At 63.6% G+C, this 19,543-nt stretch carries 15 protein-coding genes; 5 read left to right on the plus strand and 10 right to left on the minus strand.

All coding sequences use genetic code 11. From position 1 onward, the window contains the following. The first annotated feature begins 64 nt into the window (after positions 1 to 64). Complete coding sequence (locus tag OQE56_RS00570) at positions 65 to 748, plus strand: carbonic anhydrase (protein ID WP_267220526.1); 684 nt, start codon at positions 65 to 67, stop codon at positions 746 to 748. Positions 749 to 762: 14 nt separating this feature from the next. Next, positions 763 to 2,274 (plus strand): SulP family inorganic anion transporter, encoded by a 1,512-nt coding sequence (locus OQE56_RS00575; RefSeq protein WP_267220528.1) that lies wholly within the window; start codon positions 763 to 765, stop codon positions 2,272 to 2,274. A 100-nt stretch (positions 2,275 to 2,374) separates the two neighbouring features. Here the strand turns inward: OQE56_RS00575 and OQE56_RS00580 are convergent, their stop codons facing one another. The 9 genes from OQE56_RS00580 to metG all read right to left on the minus strand — a co-directional run bounded on the left by OQE56_RS00580 (position 2,375) and on the right by metG (position 16,039). Continuing rightward, positions 2,375 to 3,859 carry an efflux transporter outer membrane subunit gene (locus OQE56_RS00580; protein ID WP_267220530.1) on the minus strand — a complete coding sequence of 495 codons (1,485 nt, stop codon included), beginning with the start codon at positions 3,857 to 3,859 and terminating at the stop codon, positions 2,375 to 2,377. 4 nt (positions 3,860 to 3,863) lie between these two features. Further along, positions 3,864 to 5,045: an efflux RND transporter periplasmic adaptor subunit gene (locus OQE56_RS00585; protein WP_267220532.1), complete on the minus strand. Its 1,182-nt coding sequence runs from the start codon at positions 5,043 to 5,045 to the stop codon at positions 3,864 to 3,866. Then, the gene (locus tag OQE56_RS00590) at positions 5,035 to 8,274 is read right to left on the minus strand and encodes an efflux RND transporter permease subunit (protein WP_267220534.1); all 3,240 of its coding nucleotides are present in this window, start codon (positions 8,272 to 8,274) and stop codon (positions 5,035 to 5,037) included. The genes OQE56_RS00585 and OQE56_RS00590 overlap by 11 nt, the downstream gene beginning before the upstream one ends. A gap of 1,434 nt (positions 8,275 to 9,708) precedes the next feature. After that, entirely contained in the window at positions 9,709 to 11,106 is a 1,398-nt protein-coding gene (locus tag OQE56_RS00595; RefSeq protein ID WP_267220536.1) for a sensor histidine kinase, read from the minus strand. After that, positions 11,103 to 11,768, minus strand: coding sequence for a response regulator (locus tag OQE56_RS00600; RefSeq protein ID WP_267220538.1), 666 nt, complete (start codon positions 11,766 to 11,768; stop codon positions 11,103 to 11,105). The genes OQE56_RS00595 and OQE56_RS00600 overlap by 4 nt, the downstream gene beginning before the upstream one ends. Positions 11,769 to 12,016: 248 nt before the next feature. Beyond that, complete coding sequence (locus OQE56_RS00605) at positions 12,017 to 12,322, minus strand: hypothetical protein (RefSeq protein ID WP_267220540.1); 306 nt, start codon at positions 12,320 to 12,322, stop codon at positions 12,017 to 12,019. 360 nt (positions 12,323 to 12,682) lie between these two features. Continuing rightward, positions 12,683 to 13,318: an endonuclease III gene (gene nth / locus OQE56_RS00610; RefSeq protein WP_267220542.1), complete on the minus strand. Its 636-nt coding sequence runs from the start codon at positions 13,316 to 13,318 to the stop codon at positions 12,683 to 12,685. Beyond that, a complete protein-coding gene (locus tag OQE56_RS00615) occupies positions 13,315 to 13,923 on the minus strand; it encodes an RnfABCDGE type electron transport complex subunit B (RefSeq protein WP_267220543.1) in 609 nt (202 codons plus the stop codon). The genes nth and OQE56_RS00615 overlap by 4 nt, the downstream gene beginning before the upstream one ends. Positions 13,924 to 13,936: 13 nt before the next feature. Next, entirely contained in the window at positions 13,937 to 16,039 is a 2,103-nt protein-coding gene (gene metG, locus OQE56_RS00620; protein ID WP_267220545.1) for a methionine--tRNA ligase, read from the minus strand. 353 nt (positions 16,040 to 16,392) lie between these two features. Here metG and OQE56_RS00625 point away from each other — a divergent pair, with 353 nt between their 5' ends. Genes OQE56_RS00625 through OQE56_RS00635 form a run of 3 tightly spaced genes read left to right on the plus strand, consistent with a single transcriptional unit; the run spans position 16,393 to position 18,996 of the window. Further along, the gene (locus tag OQE56_RS00625; RefSeq protein WP_267220547.1) at positions 16,393 to 17,565 is read left to right on the plus strand and encodes an MFS transporter; all 1,173 of its coding nucleotides are present in this window, start codon (positions 16,393 to 16,395) and stop codon (positions 17,563 to 17,565) included. After that, positions 17,562 to 18,203, plus strand: coding sequence for an HAD family hydrolase (locus tag OQE56_RS00630; RefSeq protein ID WP_267220549.1), 642 nt, complete (start codon positions 17,562 to 17,564; stop codon positions 18,201 to 18,203). The genes OQE56_RS00625 and OQE56_RS00630 overlap by 4 nt, the downstream gene beginning before the upstream one ends. Continuing rightward, positions 18,196 to 18,996 carry a DeoR/GlpR family DNA-binding transcription regulator gene (locus OQE56_RS00635; RefSeq protein ID WP_267220550.1) on the plus strand — a complete coding sequence of 267 codons (801 nt, stop codon included), beginning with the start codon at positions 18,196 to 18,198 and terminating at the stop codon, positions 18,994 to 18,996. The genes OQE56_RS00630 and OQE56_RS00635 overlap by 8 nt, the downstream gene beginning before the upstream one ends. A 69-nt stretch (positions 18,997 to 19,065) precedes the next feature. Here the strand turns inward: OQE56_RS00635 and OQE56_RS00640 are convergent, their stop codons facing one another. After that, a complete protein-coding gene (locus tag OQE56_RS00640; protein WP_267220552.1) occupies positions 19,066 to 19,512 on the minus strand; it encodes a DUF2147 domain-containing protein in 447 nt (148 codons plus the stop codon). Positions 19,513 to 19,543: the final 31 nt, after the last annotated feature.

The following is a 19,543-nucleotide window of genomic DNA, read 5'->3' on the forward strand; positions in this document are numbered from 1 at the left end:
GACGCCCGTTGTGTGGCGCGATGTGCCGTGGGCGTCGTCCCTGCATTTTGTCTGGAGTATTCGCATGAAGCGTTTGATCGAAGGTTTCGAACAGTTCCGCAATGAGGTTTTCCCTGCGCAGCGAGAGCTGTTCGGCAAGCTGGCCAAGGGCCAGAGTCCCAGCACCATGTTCATCACTTGCGCCGACTCGCGTGTGATGCCGGAGATGATGTTCTCCTCGCAGCCCGGTGAGCTGTTTGTCTATCGCAACATCGGCAATATCGTGCCGCCGTACGCGCAGCACGTCAGTGGCGTGGTGGCTGCCATCGAATATGCCGTGAAAGTGATCAAGGTCCGCCATATCGTGATCTGTGGCCACTCCGACTGCGGCGCGATGAAAGCGCTGCAGTATCCGGAGCTGGTGCAGGACATGCCGTCGGTGGCGGCGTGGATGAAGCACGCCGATGTGGCGCGTTATGTGGTTGAGCAAAACGGGCCCAGCCTGCATGGTCCGGAGGGTCTGCGTTGCCTTACGGAAGAAAACGTCGTGGGCCAGCTGGAAAACCTGCGGACGCTGCCTGCCGTCGCTGCGGCGCTAGCAAGTGGTCAGCTGCGTATTCATGGCTGGGTGTACGACATCGCGCATGCGGAGCTGAAGGCCTTCGATGCGCAGCAGGGGCGTTTCGTCGCGATCGAGCCCGGTAAGGGCGACGTGCCCGAGGCGACACCGCATGCGCGCTTTTCCATGTCCGTGGCATCAGCCGCTTGAGGATGGCTGTCGTGATGAGTCAGTACGTTAAACAGGGACTGTTCGGGCGCGATCTGCTCGGTTCCATTGTGGTGTTCCTGGTGGCGTTGCCCTTGTGCATGGGCATCGCCATCGCCTCGGGCATGCCGCCTGCGGCCGGTTTGATCACCGGCATCATCGGCGGCATCGTGGTCGGTGCCATCGCGGGCTCTCCACTGCAGGTCAGTGGGCCGGCTGCTGGTCTCGCCGTGCTGGTGTTCGAGCTGGTGCGGGAGCATGGCATCGTGGCGCTGGGGCCGGTGGTGTTGCTGGCGGGTGTTATCCAGATTGCGGCGGGTTTGTGTCGCGTCGGCATGTGGTTCCGCATGTGCTCGCCGGCCGTCGTGGCGGGCATGCTGTCGGGTATCGGCGTGCTGATCGTGGCTTCGCAGCTGCACGTGTTGATCGATGCCGTGCCCAAGGCGCGTGGCCTGGAAAACTTCGCGGCGCTGCCCGGCGCAGTGATGGATGCCGTGCAGGGTGAGGTGGGCAGCCTGTCCGCTTTGGCCGTGGGCGTGGCCACCATCGCGATCATGCTCGGTTGGGAGAAATTGCGCCCGGCGAAGCTGCGTTTCGTGCCGGGTGCGCTGCTGGCGGTGGTGGCTTTGACTGCGGTTGTGCAGTGGATGGGCCTTCCCGTGAAGACGGTAGATGTGCCGTCGAACCTGATGGCTGCCGTCACGTTGCCGACCTGGAGCAGCCTGTCGGGTCTGCTTGAGCCGGCGCTGCTGATCGCTGCGCTCACCTTTGCCTTCATCGCCAGTGCCGAGACGCTGCTTTCTGCCGCAGCCGTGGACCGCATGCACGATGGCGCACGAACCAAGTACGACCGCGAGTTGACCGCCCAGGGCGTCGGCAACCTCTTGTGCGGTCTGCTCGGCGCATTGCCGATGACCGGCGTGATTGTGCGCAGCGCGGCCAACGTGCAGGCCGGTTCGGCCACGCGGATGGCGACCATCATGCATGGCGCCTGGATCCTGGTATTTGCGTTGCTGCTGCCATGGCTGATGCGCATGACGCCCGTGGCGTGTCTGGCGGGCATCCTGGTCTTCACCGGCATCAAGATGGTGAATTTCAAGCAGGTAAAAGCGCTGGCGGTGTACGGCAAGGGCACCGCGTGGATCTACGTGGCCACCACGGTGGCGATTGTCGCGACGGATCTGCTGGCAGGTGTGCTGATTGGTTTCGCGTTGTCGCTGTTCCGCCTTGCGCTGCATTCATCCCGTCTGAAGGTGGGCCTGGATCAGCACGAGGAACCGGGCACGGCCTCGCTGCGGCTGGAAGGTTCGGCCACCTTCCTGCGCGTACCGTCGGTGGCTCGTACGCTTGAACGTGTGCCGCCGAATACGCGTTTGCAGCTGGTGGTGGATCGTCTTCACCACGTCGATCAGGCGTGTCTGGAATTGCTGCGCGAGTGGGGTCGCAATGCCTCGGCGCGCGGTTGCGAGCTGGTGGTGGACTGGCATCAGCTCAACCAGCGCGTCGAAGGCGTGCGGCGAGTGGCATAGGGCCTCTCGTCATCAAGGAGCTCCTCGTGCTTCCCCTCCCTCTCTACATGAGGAGCTCCCAAGGTCCCCAGGCGGTCGCGACGGCGTAGGTACCGTCGCGTCAGCGGGCCTGGGTTGTGCTGTCGGCCATCGCGCTCGCGGTGGTCGACAGCTGGGCTGAGTCCCAGCCGCCGCCAAGGGCACGAATCAGATCCACGCTCGCCTGCAGGCGTCGCGTACGCACTTGTTCTGCACTGCGTTCGGCTTGCAGGGCCGCAGTCTGCGCACTCACCACGTCGAGATAATTCACCGCACCTTCGCGATAGCGATTGGTGGCGATCGTTTGCGAGTCGTGCGCTGCGCTCGCCGCATCATCTTGCTGATGCGCTTCCTTGCCGAGTTGTTGCAACAAGGTGAGGTTGTCTTCCACCTGCTGGAACGCGTTCAACACGATGCCGCGGTACAAACCCGCCGATGCATCAAGATTTGCCTGCGCCGCCTGCACTTTCGAGCGACGCAGGCCGCCATCGAACAACGTCATGGCCAGCTCGGGACCCAGCGCCCAGTAGCGATTGCCTGCGCTAAGCAGATCGCCCATGCCGGTGTCCTGAAAGCCAAAGATGCCGGACAGACTCAGGCGCGGAAAGAACGCCGCGCGCGCCACGCCGATGTCCGCATTGGCCGCGTAAACGCGACGCTCAGCGGCAGCGATGTCGGGACGCCGTTCCAGCAATTGCGATGGCACGCCCAGTGGAATCGCAGGTACGTCCATCGGTGATTGGTCGGCGGGCAGTGAGAAGCGGGAGGCCGATTCGCCGACCAGCGTGGCAATGGCATGCTCGGTCAATGCGCGCTGCGCCACCACTTCGGAGACTTGCGCCTGGGCATCGGACAACTGCGTCTTCGCACGGCTCACGTCGAGACCGGATGCTACGCCGCCCTCGAAGCGGCGTTCGGTCAGGTCGAGTCCCTGCTGATACGCATCGAGCGTGTCCTTGAGGATGCGCTCCTGCACGTCATAACCGCGCAGCGCGATGTAGAGATCCGCCAACTGAGCCTCGAGGCTCAGTTTCACCGACGCGAGATCGGCTTCCGCAGCCGTGGCGTTTGCCTTGCCGGCAGCGACTTCGTTGCGTACGCGGCCCCACAGGTCCAGCTCGTAACTGAGTCCGAAGCCAAGCGTGTTCGCGCTGTATTCGTTGGGCTGATTGCTGCCGCGCAAGGGCCGGTTGTCTGACTGGCGGTTGCGGGTCGCGGCGGCGCCGACGCCTAGCGTCGGGTACTGATCCGAACGCGCTTCACCGAGTAGCGCACGCGCGGCGTCGTAGCGTGCGAGGGCGACGGCAAGGCTGGGATTGGAGTCGTCAAGCTGCTTTTCCAGCTTGTCGAGTTCCGGGTTGGCGTACACCGACCACCACGGACCTCGCGAGGCCGTGTCCGCCGGGTGTGCGGGTGACCACAGGCCATCGGCTGTCTGGCCGGCATAGCTATCGGGCACTGGGCCGACGTCGGGCTTTTGGTAAGTGGGTGCCAGCGAGCACGCTGGCAGCACGGCCACCAACGCGAGCGGCAGTAGTCGGCGCAGGAAGGGCAGGTTGAGCGTCATGGCGTCAGTTCCGCTTGGCCACGTTGTCAGCGTCGGCGTGCGCTATCTCGACGACATCGCCTTGCGCCAGCGAATCGGAAGGGTGGTTGATCACGCGGTCACCCGGCTGCAGGCCCTTGTCGATGCGCAGGTGGTCGCCAAGATCCATCGCGATATGCACGTCGCGCAGCGATACCTTGTTGTCGGTACCCACGACGGCCACCTGCGGTCCCTGCGCACGGAATATCAGCGTGGTTGCGGGCACCGTAAGGGTCTGACTGCTGCCTGTCACGGGGATGTGCACTTCGGCGTAGGCGCCGGGCAGCAGAGCGCCCTTCGGATTGTCCACTTCAAATTGCGCCAGCAGCGATCCCGTCGCCTGGCTCACTGCGCCCGAGTTGCCGATCAGGCGGCCGGTGAACTGTTCGCCGGGATGATCTGGCACGTCGAGTTGCACGTTCATGTCCGGCTTGATTGCGTCGGCATAGCCCTGCGGCACCTGCACGTACAGGCGCATGCGCGAAGTGTCCGATACGGTGAAGAGCGCCGGCGTGCTCTCGCTGTTTGCGCTGATCAGGTCGCCGATGTCGGTGTTGCGCGCGGTGACGGTGCCGGCAAACGGCGCACTGATGTGCTTGAATGCTTCCAGCGCCGCGATGCGGTCGACATCCGCCCGTACGGCAAGCACGTTCGCCTGCGCGGCTTCCGCTTCACCCGCTTTCTCGTCCGCTTCCTGCTTGGAGACCGAGTTGGAGGTCAGCAGGTTCTTCCAGCGCTTGTCGGTGAGTGCAGCCAAGCGGGCATTCGCCTGGGCGCGGGCGAGATTCGCTTTGGCTTGTTCGAACTGCTGGTCAAGTTCGGGGGTATCGATTTCTGCCAGCGACTGGCCGGCGGTGACCTGGCTGCCAATATCGCTGCTCCAGCTCTTGAGATAGCCGCCGACGCGCGCGTGGATAGGCGCGCTGATCCACGCGTCCAGATGGCCGGGAAGGGTCAGGCCCTGAAGGCCGCCGCTGCTTTCCGGCGTAACGACCTGCACGCTCGGCGTGACCTGAGCATCGGTCCATTTCACCACGCGGTGATAGTCGTAGGCTCGCACCGAGATACCGGCGATGGTGGCGAGTACGGCCACGGCCAGGCCGATGCGCACCGCACGCCCCAGCTTCGGCGTTCGCACAGGTGTTGCGTTGGTGGCGTCATGCGACATGGACGGGTTCTCCAAGAGCGGAATCGGATTCGGGTTGCGCCTGCTCGCGGCCGTGCACGATGCTGAAGATCACCGGCACAAAGAGCAGAGTGGCAAAGGTGGCGAACAGCAGGCCGCCGATCACGGCACGGCCCAGTGGCGAGTTCTGTTCCTGCGTCATGGCCATCGGCATCATGCCGATGATCATCGCAAGCGCGGTCATGCAGACCGGGCGGAAGCGCGTGAAGCCCGCTTCGAGCGCCGCCTTCATGGCATCGCCATGTTCGGCGAGGCGTTCGCGGCAGAAGCTGACGACCAGGATGGAGTTGGCGGTGGCGACACCCATGCACATGATCGCGCCAGTCAACGCAGGCACCGACAGCGTGGTGTGCGAGAGAAACAGCATCCACACGATGCCTGCGAGTGCGGCGGGCAGGGCGGTGATGATCACGAACGGATCGAGCCACGATTGGAAATTCACCACGATCAGCAGGTAGATCAGCACGATCGCGCCGACGAGGCCAAAGATCAGGCCGCTGAAGGCCTCGTTCATGGTGCCGACCTGGCCATGCAGGCTGACCAGAGTGCCCTTCGGACGCGAGAAGGCAAACTGGTCCAGCACCTTCTGCACGTCACCCGCCACGGCGCCGAGATCGCGATCCTGCACGGAGGCGTAGATATCGAACGACGGCATGATGTTGTAGTGCGACACCACCGCGGCGCTAGGCACGCGCGTGAACGTGGCGAGGCCGCCGAGCACCTGGCTCGCGCCCGTGCTGGCGGGCGTGACGGGCAGGCCGGCAAGGTCCGACATGCTGTCCATCTTGTATTGCGGCGTGGCGGCGACGATGGGGTAGGACACGCCATTCTTCGGATTGAGCCAGAACGTCGGCGCCACCTGCGAGCTGCCGGCGAGCGACGCCACCATGGTGTTGGTGACGTCGCGCTCGGTCACGCCCAGCATGTCTGCACGCGTGCGGTTCACCGTGACGTTGAGCTGCGGATAGCTGGTGCTCTGCTGCAGGCGGACATCTGCGATGCCGGGCACTTCGCGCAGGCGCTTCATGATCTCCGTGGCGTAGGCCTCGTTGGCCTTCAGATCGCGGCCAGCGATGGAGACGTCCAGCGGCGCCGGTGCGCCGAAGTTGAGGATCTGCGAGCTCATGTCCGCCGGCAGAAAGGCGAACTGCGTACCGGGGAATTCACGCGGCAGACGTGCGCGCAGCTCGCGTACGAATTCGTCGGTCGGCGCGTGGCCTTCCTTCAGCTCCACCTGAATATCGCCATCCTGTGGGCCGATGGTGCCGCTGGCGTTGTAGACCATATTCACGCCCGACAACGGCAGGCCGATGTTGTCAATCACCGTGTCCAACTGGTCCGGCGGAATGACCTTGCGGATGGCGTTTTCAATACGGTCGAACTCGGCCGCCGTTTCCTCCACGCGGGTACCCATCGGCGCCCGCACGTGCAGCGCGATGGCCCCGGCATCCACATCGGGGAAGAAGTCGCGGCCGAGGAACGGCACCAGCGCGAACGAGGCGAGCACGAAGGCGAGAAAGCCGATAACGAAGCGCTTGCGATGGGTGAGCGCCACGCTGAGCGTTGCATGATAAACGTCGCGCACTTGGGCAAAGCGGTGCTCGAAGCGCTGCTGAAAGCGCACCATCGCCGCGAGGAATGTACTGCGCTTGCGCGGCGCCGGCTGGTCGCCCTCGTGGTGATTGATGTACTCGTCTTCCGGATGATCGCCGGGGCCTTCTTCGATGTGGTGTGGCTTAAGCAGGTACATCGCCAGGGTGGGCACCAGCGTGCGCGACAGCACGAACGACGACACCATCGCAAAGATCACCGCCAGCGCCATCGGGCGGAACAGGAAGCCCGCGATGCCGTCGAGCAGGAACATCGGCACGAACACGATGCAGATGCACAGCAGCGAGACAAAGGCCGGCGTCACAATCTGTTTGGCGCCATCCATGATCGCGTCATGGACGCTCTTGCCTTGTTCGAGATGCCAGTTGATGTTCTCGATGGTCACCGTGGCGTCGTCCACCAGGATACCCACCGCCAGCGCCAGGCCGCCCAGCGTCATCACATTGAGCGTCTGCCCGGTGACCGAAAGCAGAGCGATGGCCGAAAGGATCGCGAGCGGGATAGACACCGCGATGATCACGGTGGAGCGCCAGCTACCCAGGAAGATCAGAATCATCACCGAGGTGAGCAGCGCCGCGATGACGCCTTCGCGCGCCACCGAGGAAATGGCGCCCTTCACAAAGGTCGACTGGTCGCTCAGCAGGGTGACCTTGAGGTTGTCCGGCAGCGATTCGCGCACCAGCGGCATCAGCGACTTGATGCCAGACACCACCGCCAGTGTCGATGCATCGCCCACCTTCAATGCCGGCATCAGTACTGCGCGTTTGCCGTCCACGCGCACCACGTTGGTCTGCGGCGCGGCACCGTCGCGCACATGGGCCACGTCGCCGATGGTGATGGTGGCGTTGTGCACGGTCTTCACCGGCAGTTGGTTCAACTCATCAATGGCGTTGGGGCTGTTGTTGAGCTGCACGTGGTACTCGTACGTGCCGATCTTGGCCGTGCCCACCGGAATGATCTGGTTCTGCGCGGCGAGCGCATTGCTCACGTCCTGCGCGGAAAGGCCGTTCGCGGCGAGCGCGCGCGGATCAAGGTCGAGCGTCACCTGGCGCGCTGCGCCTCCGTAAGGCGTCGGCACGGCCACGCCTGGCACGGAGGTGAGCATCGGGCGCATCACGTTGAGGCCCTGATCGAGGATCTTGGCTTCGGACATGCTCTTGCTCGACAGCGCCATTTGCAGAATGGGCACGGTCGAAGCGTTGTAGTTGAGGATGAGCGGCGGCGTGATGCCCGGCGGCATCTGCTTGAGCACGGTCTGCGAAATCGAGGTGACCTGCGCGGTGGCCGTGCGGATATCCACGCCCGGCTGGAAGAAGATCTTCACGATGCCCATGCCGGGCAAGGACTGCGACTCAATGTGTTCGATGTTGTTGACCGAGGTGCTCAGCTGGCGCTCGTAGTAGTACACGACGCGCCCGGACATCTGGTCTGGCGGCAGGCCGTTGTAGCTCCACACCACACTGATCACCGGAATGCCGATGTTGGGGAAGATATCGGTGGGTGTGCGGAAGGCCGCCAGCGGGCCGGCAATAAGGATAAGCACCGCCAGCACGATGAACGTGAGCGGGCGGGACAGGGCGATTCGGACGAGGCCAAGCATGAGGTGTTCCGGTGGTCCATCGGCACACGAGGGCGCCACGGCGCGACGGCGGTTGCGTCACATCGGTGATATCTGCGGGGGAATCAGCAGGGCGGTCCGGAGCTGGGTGGAACGCGGCGACAGATCGTCATGGTGTGGCTCGGTGCGGGCGGGGCCCGATGTGGCCATCTTGGCAAGGCAATCTTGTGGAAACCTTTTGGGGGGGGCTGAAGGGTTGCCAAGTGGCTGTGGTACATGGTTTTGCTCCCTCTCCCCTCCGGGGAGAGGGTTGGGGTGAGGGGTGGGTGCTCGCCTCGCCGTTTCATTCAGACCGTCTTCCAGGCGAAGGTCGGAGAAGCGCGCAGAACACCCGTGGGGTGCTCGCGGTGGCGTTCATTCCCCTCACCGTCATCCCCGCGAAGGCGGGGATCCAGCGCTTTTGCTCTGGTGTGAGGATTCCGCGACCTGGCTCGCCTGCGGCGGGCTTCCGCTGTCCTGCCGGACAGCGGGTCACTTCTCTTTGCGTGGCCAAAGAGAAGTAACCAAGAGAAAGGCCACCCCGATGGCGCGCCTTCCGGGCTTGCAGCCCGGAAGGTACGCGTGCGGGTTACGGGGTTTTTCGACAGGGCCTCCTGCCCTGACGAAAAACTGGCCGGCATCCCTGCCGGCCACCCTGCGGGCTATTCCTCCACCCGCCCGCCGCGCCATAGGGGCCCGGAGGTCAAGAGCGAAAGCCGGAGCCGGAGCCGGAGCCGGAGCCAGAGCCAGAGCCAGAGCCAGAGCCAGAGCCAGAGCCAGAGCCAGAGCCAGAGCCAGAGCCAGAGCCAGAGCCAGAGCCAGAGCCAGAGCGGCGCGCGAGGCGCGCCAGAAGTCGCGTCCGTGGTTTCCCTAGACTCATGGTTCCCTGTAGGAGCGCACTTGTGCGCGACCGCAGCGTCACGAGGATGCCGCTCCTTCGGCAGGTCGCTCACCAGTGCGCGCCTACAGAAAAGAGCACGCGATACGAGGTGATGCGATGTGCCGCGCTAGCGGCACGAGCCGTGTGCTTTTGATCTGTGGGGCCCCTGTGCGGCGGTGAGGGTTGGACGATCAGGCCCCGTAGGGGTGCCTGGCATGGATGCCAGGCACTTTTCGTCAGGGCAGGATGCCCTGTCGAAAAGCCCGGCCAACCCTCACGGACTTGCCGGGCTATCAGCCCGGCAAGCGCCAAGCGGGGTGCTCTTTCTTTTGGTTACTTTTCTTTGAGCAAGCAAAGAAAAGTGACCCGGCGATCGGCAGATCGTCGGAAGCCCGCGGCAGGCGGGCCAGGTCGCCGGAACGCGCACAAGAGCGAAAGTCACTGGATCCCTGCCTCCGCAGGGATGACGGTGAGGGAAATAAACGTTACCGCGAGCACCCACCCCTCACCCCAACCCTCTCCCCGAAGGGGAGAGGGAGAAAAAAGCGCGCTCACCACTACGACTCACACGCCATCCGAATGCGCACCAACAACCCCCGCCCCAACGGAGACTCCAGCAACTCAATCGACGCCTCCTGCAACTCAATCGCACGCTGCACGATACTCAGCCCCAGCCCATAGCCGCGCGTCGCGCTCTCCACCTCGCGATGGAATCGCTGAAACACCGCCTGACGCCGGTCTTCCGGAATGCCTGGCCCGTTGTCGCAGATATCGATGACGACCTGGCCACCCTCACGCCGAATCGCCACCTCCACCTGACCCGCGGGCTGCGTATAACGCAGCGCGTTCTCGATCAGGTTGCGAAACATCGCGTTGAGCGCCACCTCATGACCCAGCACGAACAGCAGTGTGTCGTCGTGGTTGAGGCTGAACGCGATGTCCTTTTCGGCAATCAGTGGCGCCAACTCCTCGATCACCTCGATCACGATGCGGCTGAGATCGAGCCGGATGCGCTGTTGCGATGCCGCGCCGGCTTCCAGGCGTGCCATCGCCAGAATCTGTTCGATGCGGCGCCCAAGCCTCGCCATGCTCTGCTGGGCATTGCGCACGGTGAATTCCATCTCAGCCGGGTCGTCGGCGATCATCGCGCTTTCGAGATGAATCATGGTGGCGGCCAGCGGTGTACGCAGTTCGTGCGCGACGTCTGTGGCGAAGCGATGCTCGCGGTCGAGCGCGTCTTCGAGTCGCTCCAATTGTTGGTTGAGCGCCACGATCAGCGGTTTGATCTCGCTCGGCGCAACCTCGGCAGGCATGGGCTTGCGGCTGCCCGGTGTGCGCCGGTCCAACATCTCGGTGAGCAGGGCCACGGGTCGCAAGCCCCGTTTCACGGCAAGACTCACCAGCAAGGCCAGCAGTGGCAGGCCGATCAGTAAGGGCAGGGTGTGCTCGATGACCAGGCCGCGTGCGATATCCAGGCGGTTATCGGAGCGCTCGCCGATGCGGATCACGAGATGTGCGCGATTCTGCATCGTAAATGTGCGCCACAGTCGCCCCTCGTGCTGTATGTCGCGAAAGCCGCGTTCGTCGGTGGTGGGAGGCGGCAGATCGGCGAGATTCGACGTGGCGGCGATCAGTTCGCCGTTCGGGTCATAGGCCTGAAAACCGACTTCGGGCTCGTAGTTGTGCGGGTGCACCGAGACCACGACGCCGTGATGATGGGCATCGGCGTTCTGAGCAATGTTGGGAAGGTCCGCGTCCCGCAGCGGTAGCTGGCCATGCGCGATCAATGTGCCGAGCGTGCGTCCCGCCTGGGCGAGACGGCCATCCAGCAGCTCGTTCATCTCTCGCAGTTCGCGGCGATAGCTGATCCAGCCCAGGGGGATGAGCACCACGACCATCACCGCGATGATTAACCAGGTCAGGCGTGTGCGTAGGCTGGCTGGATGCGGCTTCATTGCGGCTCACGCGGAATCATGTAGCCAATACCGCGTACGGTGTGGATCACCTCGGGGCTGAGCTTGCGCCGCAGCCAGTGCACCTGTACTTCGATGGCGTTGCGTTCCACGATGGTATCGAGCCCGTAGACAGAGTTCTCCAGGGTTTCCCGGCGCACGATGCGCCCGGCGCGTTCCATCAGTACGCGCAACAACGCGAATTCGCGGCGGGTCAGGCTGACCCGTTCGCCACGGAACTCCACTTCAGCGGTAGCGAGGTTCAAGCGTAGCCCACCTACTTCCACCAGGTTGTCGGCCAGGCCCTGCGTGCGCCGGGTCAGCGAGCGAATGCGAGCGGCAAGCTCACCCAGGTGGAAGGGCTTCACCAGGTAGTCGTCGGCACCCAGGTCGAGGCCACGGATACGCATCTCCAGCGCGTCGCGTGCCGTCATGACCAGCACCGGCGTTTTCACGCCGGCCCGACGCGCATCGGCCAACACCTCCAGACCATCCTTGCCAGGTAAACCCAGATCGAGCAGCACCAGGTCGACGGGGTCGCCGCGCAGCGCTTCGGTGGCTTCGCGGCCATCGCGCAGCCAGGTCACGGCATAGGATTGATGTTCCAGTGCGTGCTTGATGGCCGCGCCTAACTCGGCATCGTCTTCGACCAGCAGAATATGCATGCCATACCACCCGTGTCGGTGTCGGGAGGGCGCGGATCTCACCAACGCCCGGCACCATGATCGTGAACCTTCCTTTTGTGGATCTTTTCCCGTCGAGCGGGATCAGACGCTGTCACGTTGGCGCGTGAGATGGGTTCCGTCAATCGGTGGCAGACAAAAAGAATGACGGCAGGCTGCCGCCCACCGTCATTCTCCCTGCGATAGCGCCGAAAGGAGGCGCTGGTGAAAGTTTTCGCTGTGCGAAGCTCTCAGGGCCCCTTTGCCAGCGCGGCGGCAATGATGGCTTGCTTCAATTGAGCCTGGTTCATCGCGGTGGCCTGCGATTGGTCGATGGCCACGGCCTTGATGGACTGCGGTTTAAGCATCAGGTGGCGCTGAATTTCCCAATTGGCGGCCTGGTGCTGTGCAAGGGCGAAGTCTTCAGGGGTGTTGCCGACAAAGCCGACGACGGCATAGCCGTTCAGATCAACGGTGTAGCTTTCAACCGCGGCACTGGCCTGACCTACAAAAACAAGACCGAACGCGATCAGGGCGGGGAGAAGTACGCGTTTCATGGTGTTGCCTCCTGCGGGGGGAATGCACTATCCGGGGGAGGCTTGACCTTAGGCCGTTGTGGCGGCTCAAGCTTGAGGAAGTCGCGCGAAAGGCTGAGGAATTTGTGAGGCTTTCGGGTTCGTTTTGCGCAATATGTGCCACTCGTCATGCATGGCAGGGGCATGAGCGACTTGAAGTGGTAAGAAACGTCGTGTGGGCATGACATATCGCGGACACGCTCGCGATACGTGATGGAAATGTGCAGGGCAAGCTGTGGGCTTCCCTTTGATCCTTCAGTTGCAAATGTAAGCACTGCAAGCTGACGATGGGCACGCCATAAGCCGCGTCGAGAAGTCGCTGCGACGCAGATACCCAGTCGATCAGGGTTGGGTCTTGTCCTTGAAGCGACACAGATCGCGAATCACGCATTGCGGGCAGTCCGGTTTGCGCGCTTTGCAGACATAGCGGCCATGCAGGATCAGCCAGTGATGCGCGTCCTGCTTGAACTCAGGCGGCACCACCTTCTCCAGCTTGTCTTCCACTGCGCGTACGTCTTTGCCCGGCGCGAGACTGGTGCGATTGGAAACCCGGAAAATATGCGTGTCCACCGCGATGGTCGGGTGCCCGAACGCCGTGTTGAGGACCACGTTGGCGGTCTTGCGTCCCACGCCCGGGAGTGCTTCCAGCGCTTCGCGCGTGCGCGGCACTTCGCCGTGATACTGCTCGACCAGGATGCGGCACAGCGCGATCACGTTCTTGGCCTTGCTGTTGAACAGGCCGATCGTGCTGATGTACTGCTTGAGCTTCTCTTCGCCCAAATCGAGCAGGGCCTGTGGCGTGTTGGCCACGGGATAGAGCTTCTTCGTCGCCTTGTTGACGCCCACGTCGGTGGCCTGTGCCGACAGCACCACGGCGATCAGCAGTTCAAACGGCGTGGTGTAGTTGAGCTCGGTGGTGGGGTGGGGATCCAGTTCGCGCAGGCGGGTGAACAGCTCGACGACGTCGGCCTTCTTCACGTGGGCTTTCCTTGCTGTTTTGCGCGTGCGCGGGCCAGTGCCGCCAGCACGGGGTTGGCCTGGTTGGCGCTCGCATCGACTGCAGCCTTGCGTTGCGCCAGCTCCGCTTCGCGCTGCGCTTGCTCTCGCGCAAGCCGCGCCTCGCGACGCTGGAAGTGCAGGCGGGAGGCATCGGCGTGCGCCGGATCATCGACCTGTGAGAGCGGCATCGGCTCAAGCACGATGCAGTCGACCGGGCAGGCGGGCACGCACAGTTCGCAGCCGGTGCAATCGTCAGCGATCACCGTATGCATCAACTTGGCGGCACCTACGATCGCATCGACAGGGCAGGCCTGAATGCATTTGGTGCAGCCGATGCAGTCGGCTTCCACAATGCGCGCCAGCATGCGCGGCTTTTCGATGCCGTGCTCAGGATCGAGCGGCAATACCGGCACATCCAGCAACGCCGCGAGACGGGCGATGCCAGCGGCACCGCCCGGCGGACATTGGTTGATCTTTGCTGCGCCGCTCGCGATCGCTTCCGCGTAAGGGCGGCAGCCGTGGTAACCGCATTGTTCGCATTGCGTTTGCGGCAGCAGGGCGTCGATGCGGTCGGCGAGCGACATGGCGGCGCGAAACTCAGCGAACCGTTGCGCCCGGCTTGGCGCCCTGGTCGGCATCGAGCAGGAACAGATCGCTGCCGCCGTCGCCGGCGGAGAGGATCATGCCCTCGGACAGGCCGAAACGCATCTTGCGTGGCGCGAGATTGGCGATGAACACCACGTTGCGACCGACCAGCTTTTCCGGCTCGCCATAGGCGGCGCGAATGCCCGAGAAGATCTGGCGCTTGCCCAGCGGGCCGGCATCCAGTTCGAAACGCAGCAGCTTGTCCGAGCCATCGACGAACTCGCAGACCAGTACCTTGCCAATGCGCAGGTCGAGCTTGACGAAATCGTCGATGCCGATGATGGCGGCGCCGTCGATGGCGGGAGCGGTCTGGGTGGTGTTGGCGTCACTCATGGTCTTGCCGGAATCCTTGAATTTCTTGGGAGCAGGCTTGGTGTCGGCGGGCGCGAGCGAATCTTTCGACGCTTCCACCATGGCCTCGACTTGCTTGGGATCGATGCGGCCGAGCAATGGCTCGAACGCATTGACGGTGTGGTTGTGCAGCTCGGCGCGGGCGTCGTCAAAACCGCTGATCGGCGCGGCAAGGAAACGCTCAGCCGCTTCCACTGTGGCGGGCAGTACCGGCTTGAGCAGGCCGGACAGCAGGCGGAATGCGGCCAGTGCGAACGAGCACACCTGATGCAGTTCGGTGCGCAGGCTTTCGTCCTTGGCCATCGCCCAGGGCGCCTTGGCCGCGATATAGCCGTTGACCATGTCGGCCATGGTCACGAAGCGGCGTGCGACCTCGGCGAACTCGCCGCTGTTGTACAGCGCCGGCACGTCGCCGTAGTGCGACAGCAGCTCGCGCCACAGTTCCTGTTCTTCGTGGCTGAACGCCGGCGCCAGACGGCCGTCGAAATACTTGTGCACAAAGCCGGCGGTACGGCTGGCGATATTCACCCACTTGCCGACCAGGTGCGAGTTGACGCGCTCCTCGAAGGTCTTGAGATCGAGGTCCACGTCTACCGGCGTATCGCTCAGCATGCTGGCGAAGTAGTAGCGCAGAAATTCCGGATGCAGGCCGGAGTCCAGATAGGTGCGGGCCTTGATGAAGGTGCCGCGCGACTTGGACATTTTCGCGCCGTTCACCGTCAGGTAGCCGTTGACGTGCAGCGCCGTCGGCGTGCGGAAATTCGCGCCGTGCAGCATCGCCGGCCAGAACAGGCCGTGAAAGTTGATGATGTCCTTGCCAATGAAGTGGTGCATCTCGGCGCGGCTGTCCACGGCCAGGAAGTCTTCGAACTTCAGGTCGGTGCGGTCGCACAGCGCCTTGAAGCTGGCGAGGTAGCCTACGGGTGCGTCCAGCCACACATAGAAGTACTTGCCCGGTGCGTCAGGAATGGGGAAGCCGAAGTAGGGCGCATCACGCGAGATGTCCCAATCTTTCAAGCCGCCGTCCAGCCATTCGCGCAGCTTGGCCACCACGCCGCTGTTGGCCACCGGCGTGCCGTCGGTGAGCTTGCCGCCGAACCAGTCGCGCAGCAGCGGCTCGAACTTGCCGAGCTCGAAGAAGTAGTGCTCCGAATCGCGCAGCACCGGCGTGGCGCCGGACATCACCGAGGTCGGATTGATGAGATCGGTCGGTGCGTAGGTGGCACCGCAGTTCTCGCAATTGTCGCCGTACTGATCGGCCGTGCCGCAGTTGGGGCAGGTGCCCTTGATGTAGCGATCCGGCAGAAACATTTCCTTTTCCGGATCGAACAGCTGCTGGATATCGCGGCGGGCAATGAAGCCGCCGTCACGCAGGCGCGTATAGATCAGCGAAGCGAGTTCGCGGTTCTCTTCCGAGTGGGTCGAGTGGTAGTGGTCGAATGCCACGCCGAAGGCGGCGAAATCCGCCTCATGCCCAACGCGAATGTCTTCGATATATGTCTCGGGAGACAACCCGGCCTTTTCCGCCGCCAGCATGATCGGCGTCCCGTGCGCGTCGTCGGCGCAGACGTAGACCGTCTCGTTGCCCTGCATCCGCTGCGCGCGCACCCAGATATCGGCCTGGATGTAGCCCAGCAAATGACCCATGTGGAGCGGGCCATTGGCATAGGGCAGGGCATTGGTAACGAGTAGGCGACGGCTCATGGGCGGCGGCGGTTGAGGTGGGGCCGTCCATTATGGCATGCGATCTCAATGGACACTGCGCTTGTGCATCTGGATGGCCAGATCCGATAACGGTGGCGCAAGTGAGCAAGCATTGAGGAACGGGGCACGAGCGTAAGCCCTGTCCGTGCAAACACCACGAGATGCATGACGCCGAGTTGGACATCATCGGGTGCGCGCCTGCATCGACCGAAGTCCATGGATGGTTTGCGGCGACTCTGCCGACAGACACGGGCATTGGGGGCGTGAAGCAGCTTGTCTAACCGGGCCTCTCGTTGTTGCATGTTGTTGCACGTTTCAATACATTGATGCCTGGTCGCTTCCCCGAGTCATTTGTGAAAGCTTCACTCGAGTCTGTTCCCACGGGCGGCCGCTCGGCCGTTGTGCCCGCTGCCAAACGCGCCACCCGCTGGATCTTTCTGGTTGCCGGTATCGCCATGTCCGCGTGGGCGCCGATGGTGCCTTACGCCAAGGCAAGGCTGGGCCTGGACGACGCCCAGCTGGGCCTCGCTCTGCTGGCATTCGGCGGCGGCTCCATGCTGTCGATGCCGTTTGTCGGCTGGCTGGCGCATCGATGGGGTAATCGCGCGGTGATCATGACGTCGGGTCTGCTCACCTGCCTCGCTTTGCCGATGCTTGCATCGGTTCCCAGATTGTCCACATTGATGGCTGCGCTGCTGTATTTCGGCGCGACGCTGGGTGCGTTGGACGTGGCGATGAATGCGCATGCGGTGGATGTCGAACGCCTGGATGGCGGCCGCTTGATGTCAGGTTTCCACGGGCTCTTCAGTTTGGGTGGTCTTGCCGGCGCGGCGGTGATGAGTTCCCTGTTGGCGATCGGTGTGTCGTTGACGGTCGCTGCGTCACTGATCACTGCCGCGTTGGTGGCAACGGTGCTCGCACTACGCGGCGGCTTGCTCGATGACGCATCACATTCTATCGACGCACCCAAAGAGCCCCTTGGCATGCCGCACGCGCTGGCCTGGCTGCTGGGGTTGCTTTGCTTCGTGAGCTTTCTGGCGGAAGGCGCCATGCTGGATTGGAGCGCCGTGTTCCTGCGTGATTTCCGCGGACTGGCGCCGGCGTCGGCAGGGTTGGGGTATGCGTGCTTCTCGGTGGCGATGGCTACCGGCCGCCTGTTTGGCGATCGCGTGATAGCCCGTCACGGGCCAGCGTGGGCGGTGCGCACGGGCGCGGCGTTGGCAGCGTGCGGCTTCCTGTTAGTGGCCTGCGTGCCCACTACGGCGACGTCGCTGGCTGGCTTTGTAGTGATCGGCCTGGGCGCATCCAACATTGTGCCCGTGATGTTCAGCGCAGCCGGGCGTCTGCCGGGCACGCCGCCGGCGATCGCGATTGCTACCGCCACCACGCTGGGTTACGCGGGCTTGCTCAGCGGGCCGGCATTGATAGGTTTCCTGGCACACGCAAGCAGCCTGCCGATGGCGTTCGTGGCGGTCGCGGGATTGTTGGTACTGGTGGGACTTTCAGCGAGGATCGTGCAGCGATGAGCAAACGTGTCGATACGGTGATATTCGATCTGGGTAACGTGTTGATCGGTTGGAACCCGCGCCGGCTTTATCGTCAGCTGTTTGATGACGAGGCGGAGATGGAGTGGTTCCTGCGCGAGGTCTGCAGCAGCGCATGGAACGAACAGCAGGACGCCGGGCGTTCATGGGCGGAAGGTACCGCCCTGTTGCGTGCGCAGTTTCCCGAACATGCCGTGCTGATCGATGCCTACCACCTGCGCTGGGAAGAGACCTTGCTGGGCCCTATTGAGGAGAGCGTGGCCTTGCTGGCAGCGCTGCGCGAGCGCGGCGTGCGCTTGCTTGCACTTACCAACTGGTCGCAAGAAACATTTCCCGTGGCGATGCAGCGCTATGCCTTCCTACAGTGGTTCGAAGGCATCGTGGTGTCCGGCGATGAGAAGCTGATCAAGCCCGATCCACGCATCTACCAGCGGTTGCTGGATCGCTATGGCGTGGATCCGGCTACGGCGCTCTATATCGACGACTCCGCGCGCAACGTTGCCGCGGCGGAAGCACTTGGTATGCATGGCTGGTGGTTCCGCGATCCCGCAGGTTTGTCCGAACGCTTGCAGCAACTGGGGTTGCTGGAGCTATCCGCCCGCGAGGTCTCGCATGGTTAAGGTGACGCCCGCAGACAACAACGCGCTGCCAGAGGAGCGCCAGCAGCGCATCCTGTCGCGGCTGCGCAGCGATGGCCGCGTGGTAGCGGCGGAGCTGGCACTGGCGTTCGAGGTGTCGGAAGACTCGATCCGGCGCGATCTGCGCGAGCTGGCGGCGCAAGGGCTATGCAAGCGGGTCTACGGTGGCGCGCTGTTGCCGGCCGTCACGCTCACGCCGCTCAAGCAGCGCCGCACCGAACATTCCGCCCGCAAGGAGGCTCTGGCACGCAAGGCCGTCAGCCTGGTGCAGGCGGGGCAGACCTTGTTGATCGACGCGGGCACCACCAATGCGGCCATTGCGGCAGCGCTGCCGCGCGAGGCCGGGCTGACCGTTATCACCAACGCGCCGCATATCGCGCAGCTATTGCTGGATCGCGAAGGATTCGAAGTGCTGTTGATCGGTGGCCGTATCGATACCGCGATTGGCGGCACCGTGGGTGCGCAAGCGGTGGAGCAGGTGAGGCGCGTGCGTGCTGATCTGTGCTTCCCCGGCGCGTGTGCGATCGATGCAGCGCATGGTCTGTGGGGCTTCGACAGCGAAGAGGCACTGTTCAAGCGCGCGATGATCGAGGCCAGCGACGAGACGGTGGTGGTCGCTACCGATGACAAACTCGGCGCTGTGGCGGCCCATCAAGTGTCGGAGTTGTCGCGCGTGCAGCATCTGGTGGTGGAGCATTCGGCGGATCGCGCTGCGCGTACGGCGTTTACGTCGCGGGGTGTGGCGGTGCATCGGGCCGAGGCCACGGCGGGCTGAGTTCATCTTGCCCGCCTCGGTTTCTAGTGGGAGCGCACGATGTGCGCTCCCACAGTCAATCCAGAGCGCTTACTGCTGGCGCAGCCATTCCTGGCTGCGGCCAAGCAGCGAGAAACCGATATAACCGCGCACGGTGAGCTTGCTGCCATCTGCGCTCGGCTGCAGCTTCACCTTGTAGACCTTGCCGGTCTTGGGATCGAGGATTTTGCCGCCGTCCCAGATATCGCCGTCCTTGTGCACGCCCCACATGATGTTCATGCCTTCGACGGGCTTGTCCTTGCGCTCGCCGTCGCAGTTCTTGCAGATCGGGTGCGGACCTTCGTCTGACTGCAGCACCTGCAGCACGGTAGCCTTGAGCTCGCCGCCCTCGTCGGTGATCTGCACGATGGACTTGGGCTTGCCCGTTTCATCGTCGATGGTCTTCCAGGTGCCCACCGGCGTGTTTTCGGCGGCGAACACGGCGCCGGTACCCAGCAACAGGCTGGCGGCGATGGCGATGCGAAGCAGTGACTTCATCAGGTATTCCTCCCCGTACGAAAGCGTATGT

Source organism: Dyella silvae (assembly GCF_026421305.1).
Lineage (GTDB): Bacteria > Pseudomonadota > Gammaproteobacteria > Xanthomonadales > Rhodanobacteraceae > Dyella > Dyella silvae.

Bases quoted from the DNA above. Each gene is read 5' to 3' on its own strand.
- OQE56_RS00570 (WP_267220526.1), top strand. From the start codon at position 65: ATGAAGCGTTTGATCGAAGGTTTCGAACAGTTCCGCAATGAGGTTTTC.
- OQE56_RS00575 (WP_267220528.1), top strand. From the start codon at position 763: ATGAGTCAGTACGTTAAACAGGGACTGTTCGGGCGCGATCTGCTCGGT.
- OQE56_RS00580 (WP_267220530.1), bottom strand. From the start codon at position 3,859: ATGACGCTCAACCTGCCCTTCCTGCGCCGACTACTGCCGCTCGCGTTG.
- OQE56_RS00585 (WP_267220532.1), bottom strand. From the start codon at position 5,045: ATGTCGCATGACGCCACCAACGCAACACCTGTGCGAACGCCGAAGCTG.
- OQE56_RS00590 (WP_267220534.1), bottom strand. From the start codon at position 8,274: ATGCTTGGCCTCGTCCGAATCGCCCTGTCCCGCCCGCTCACGTTCATC.
- OQE56_RS00595 (WP_267220536.1), bottom strand. From the start codon at position 11,106: ATGAAGCCGCATCCAGCCAGCCTACGCACACGCCTGACCTGGTTAATC.
- OQE56_RS00600 (WP_267220538.1), bottom strand. From the start codon at position 11,768: ATGCATATTCTGCTGGTCGAAGACGATGCCGAGTTAGGCGCGGCCATC.
- OQE56_RS00605 (WP_267220540.1), bottom strand. From the start codon at position 12,322: ATGAAACGCGTACTTCTCCCCGCCCTGATCGCGTTCGGTCTTGTTTTT.
- OQE56_RS00615 (WP_267220543.1), bottom strand. From the start codon at position 13,923: ATGTCGCTCGCCGACCGCATCGACGCCCTGCTGCCGCAAACGCAATGC.
- metG (WP_267220545.1), bottom strand. From the start codon at position 16,039: ATGAGCCGTCGCCTACTCGTTACCAATGCCCTGCCCTATGCCAATGGC.
- OQE56_RS00630 (WP_267220549.1), top strand. From the start codon at position 17,562: ATGAGCAAACGTGTCGATACGGTGATATTCGATCTGGGTAACGTGTTG.
- OQE56_RS00635 (WP_267220550.1), top strand. From the start codon at position 18,196: ATGGTTAAGGTGACGCCCGCAGACAACAACGCGCTGCCAGAGGAGCGC.
- OQE56_RS00640 (WP_267220552.1), bottom strand. From the start codon at position 19,512: ATGAAGTCACTGCTTCGCATCGCCATCGCCGCCAGCCTGTTGCTGGGT.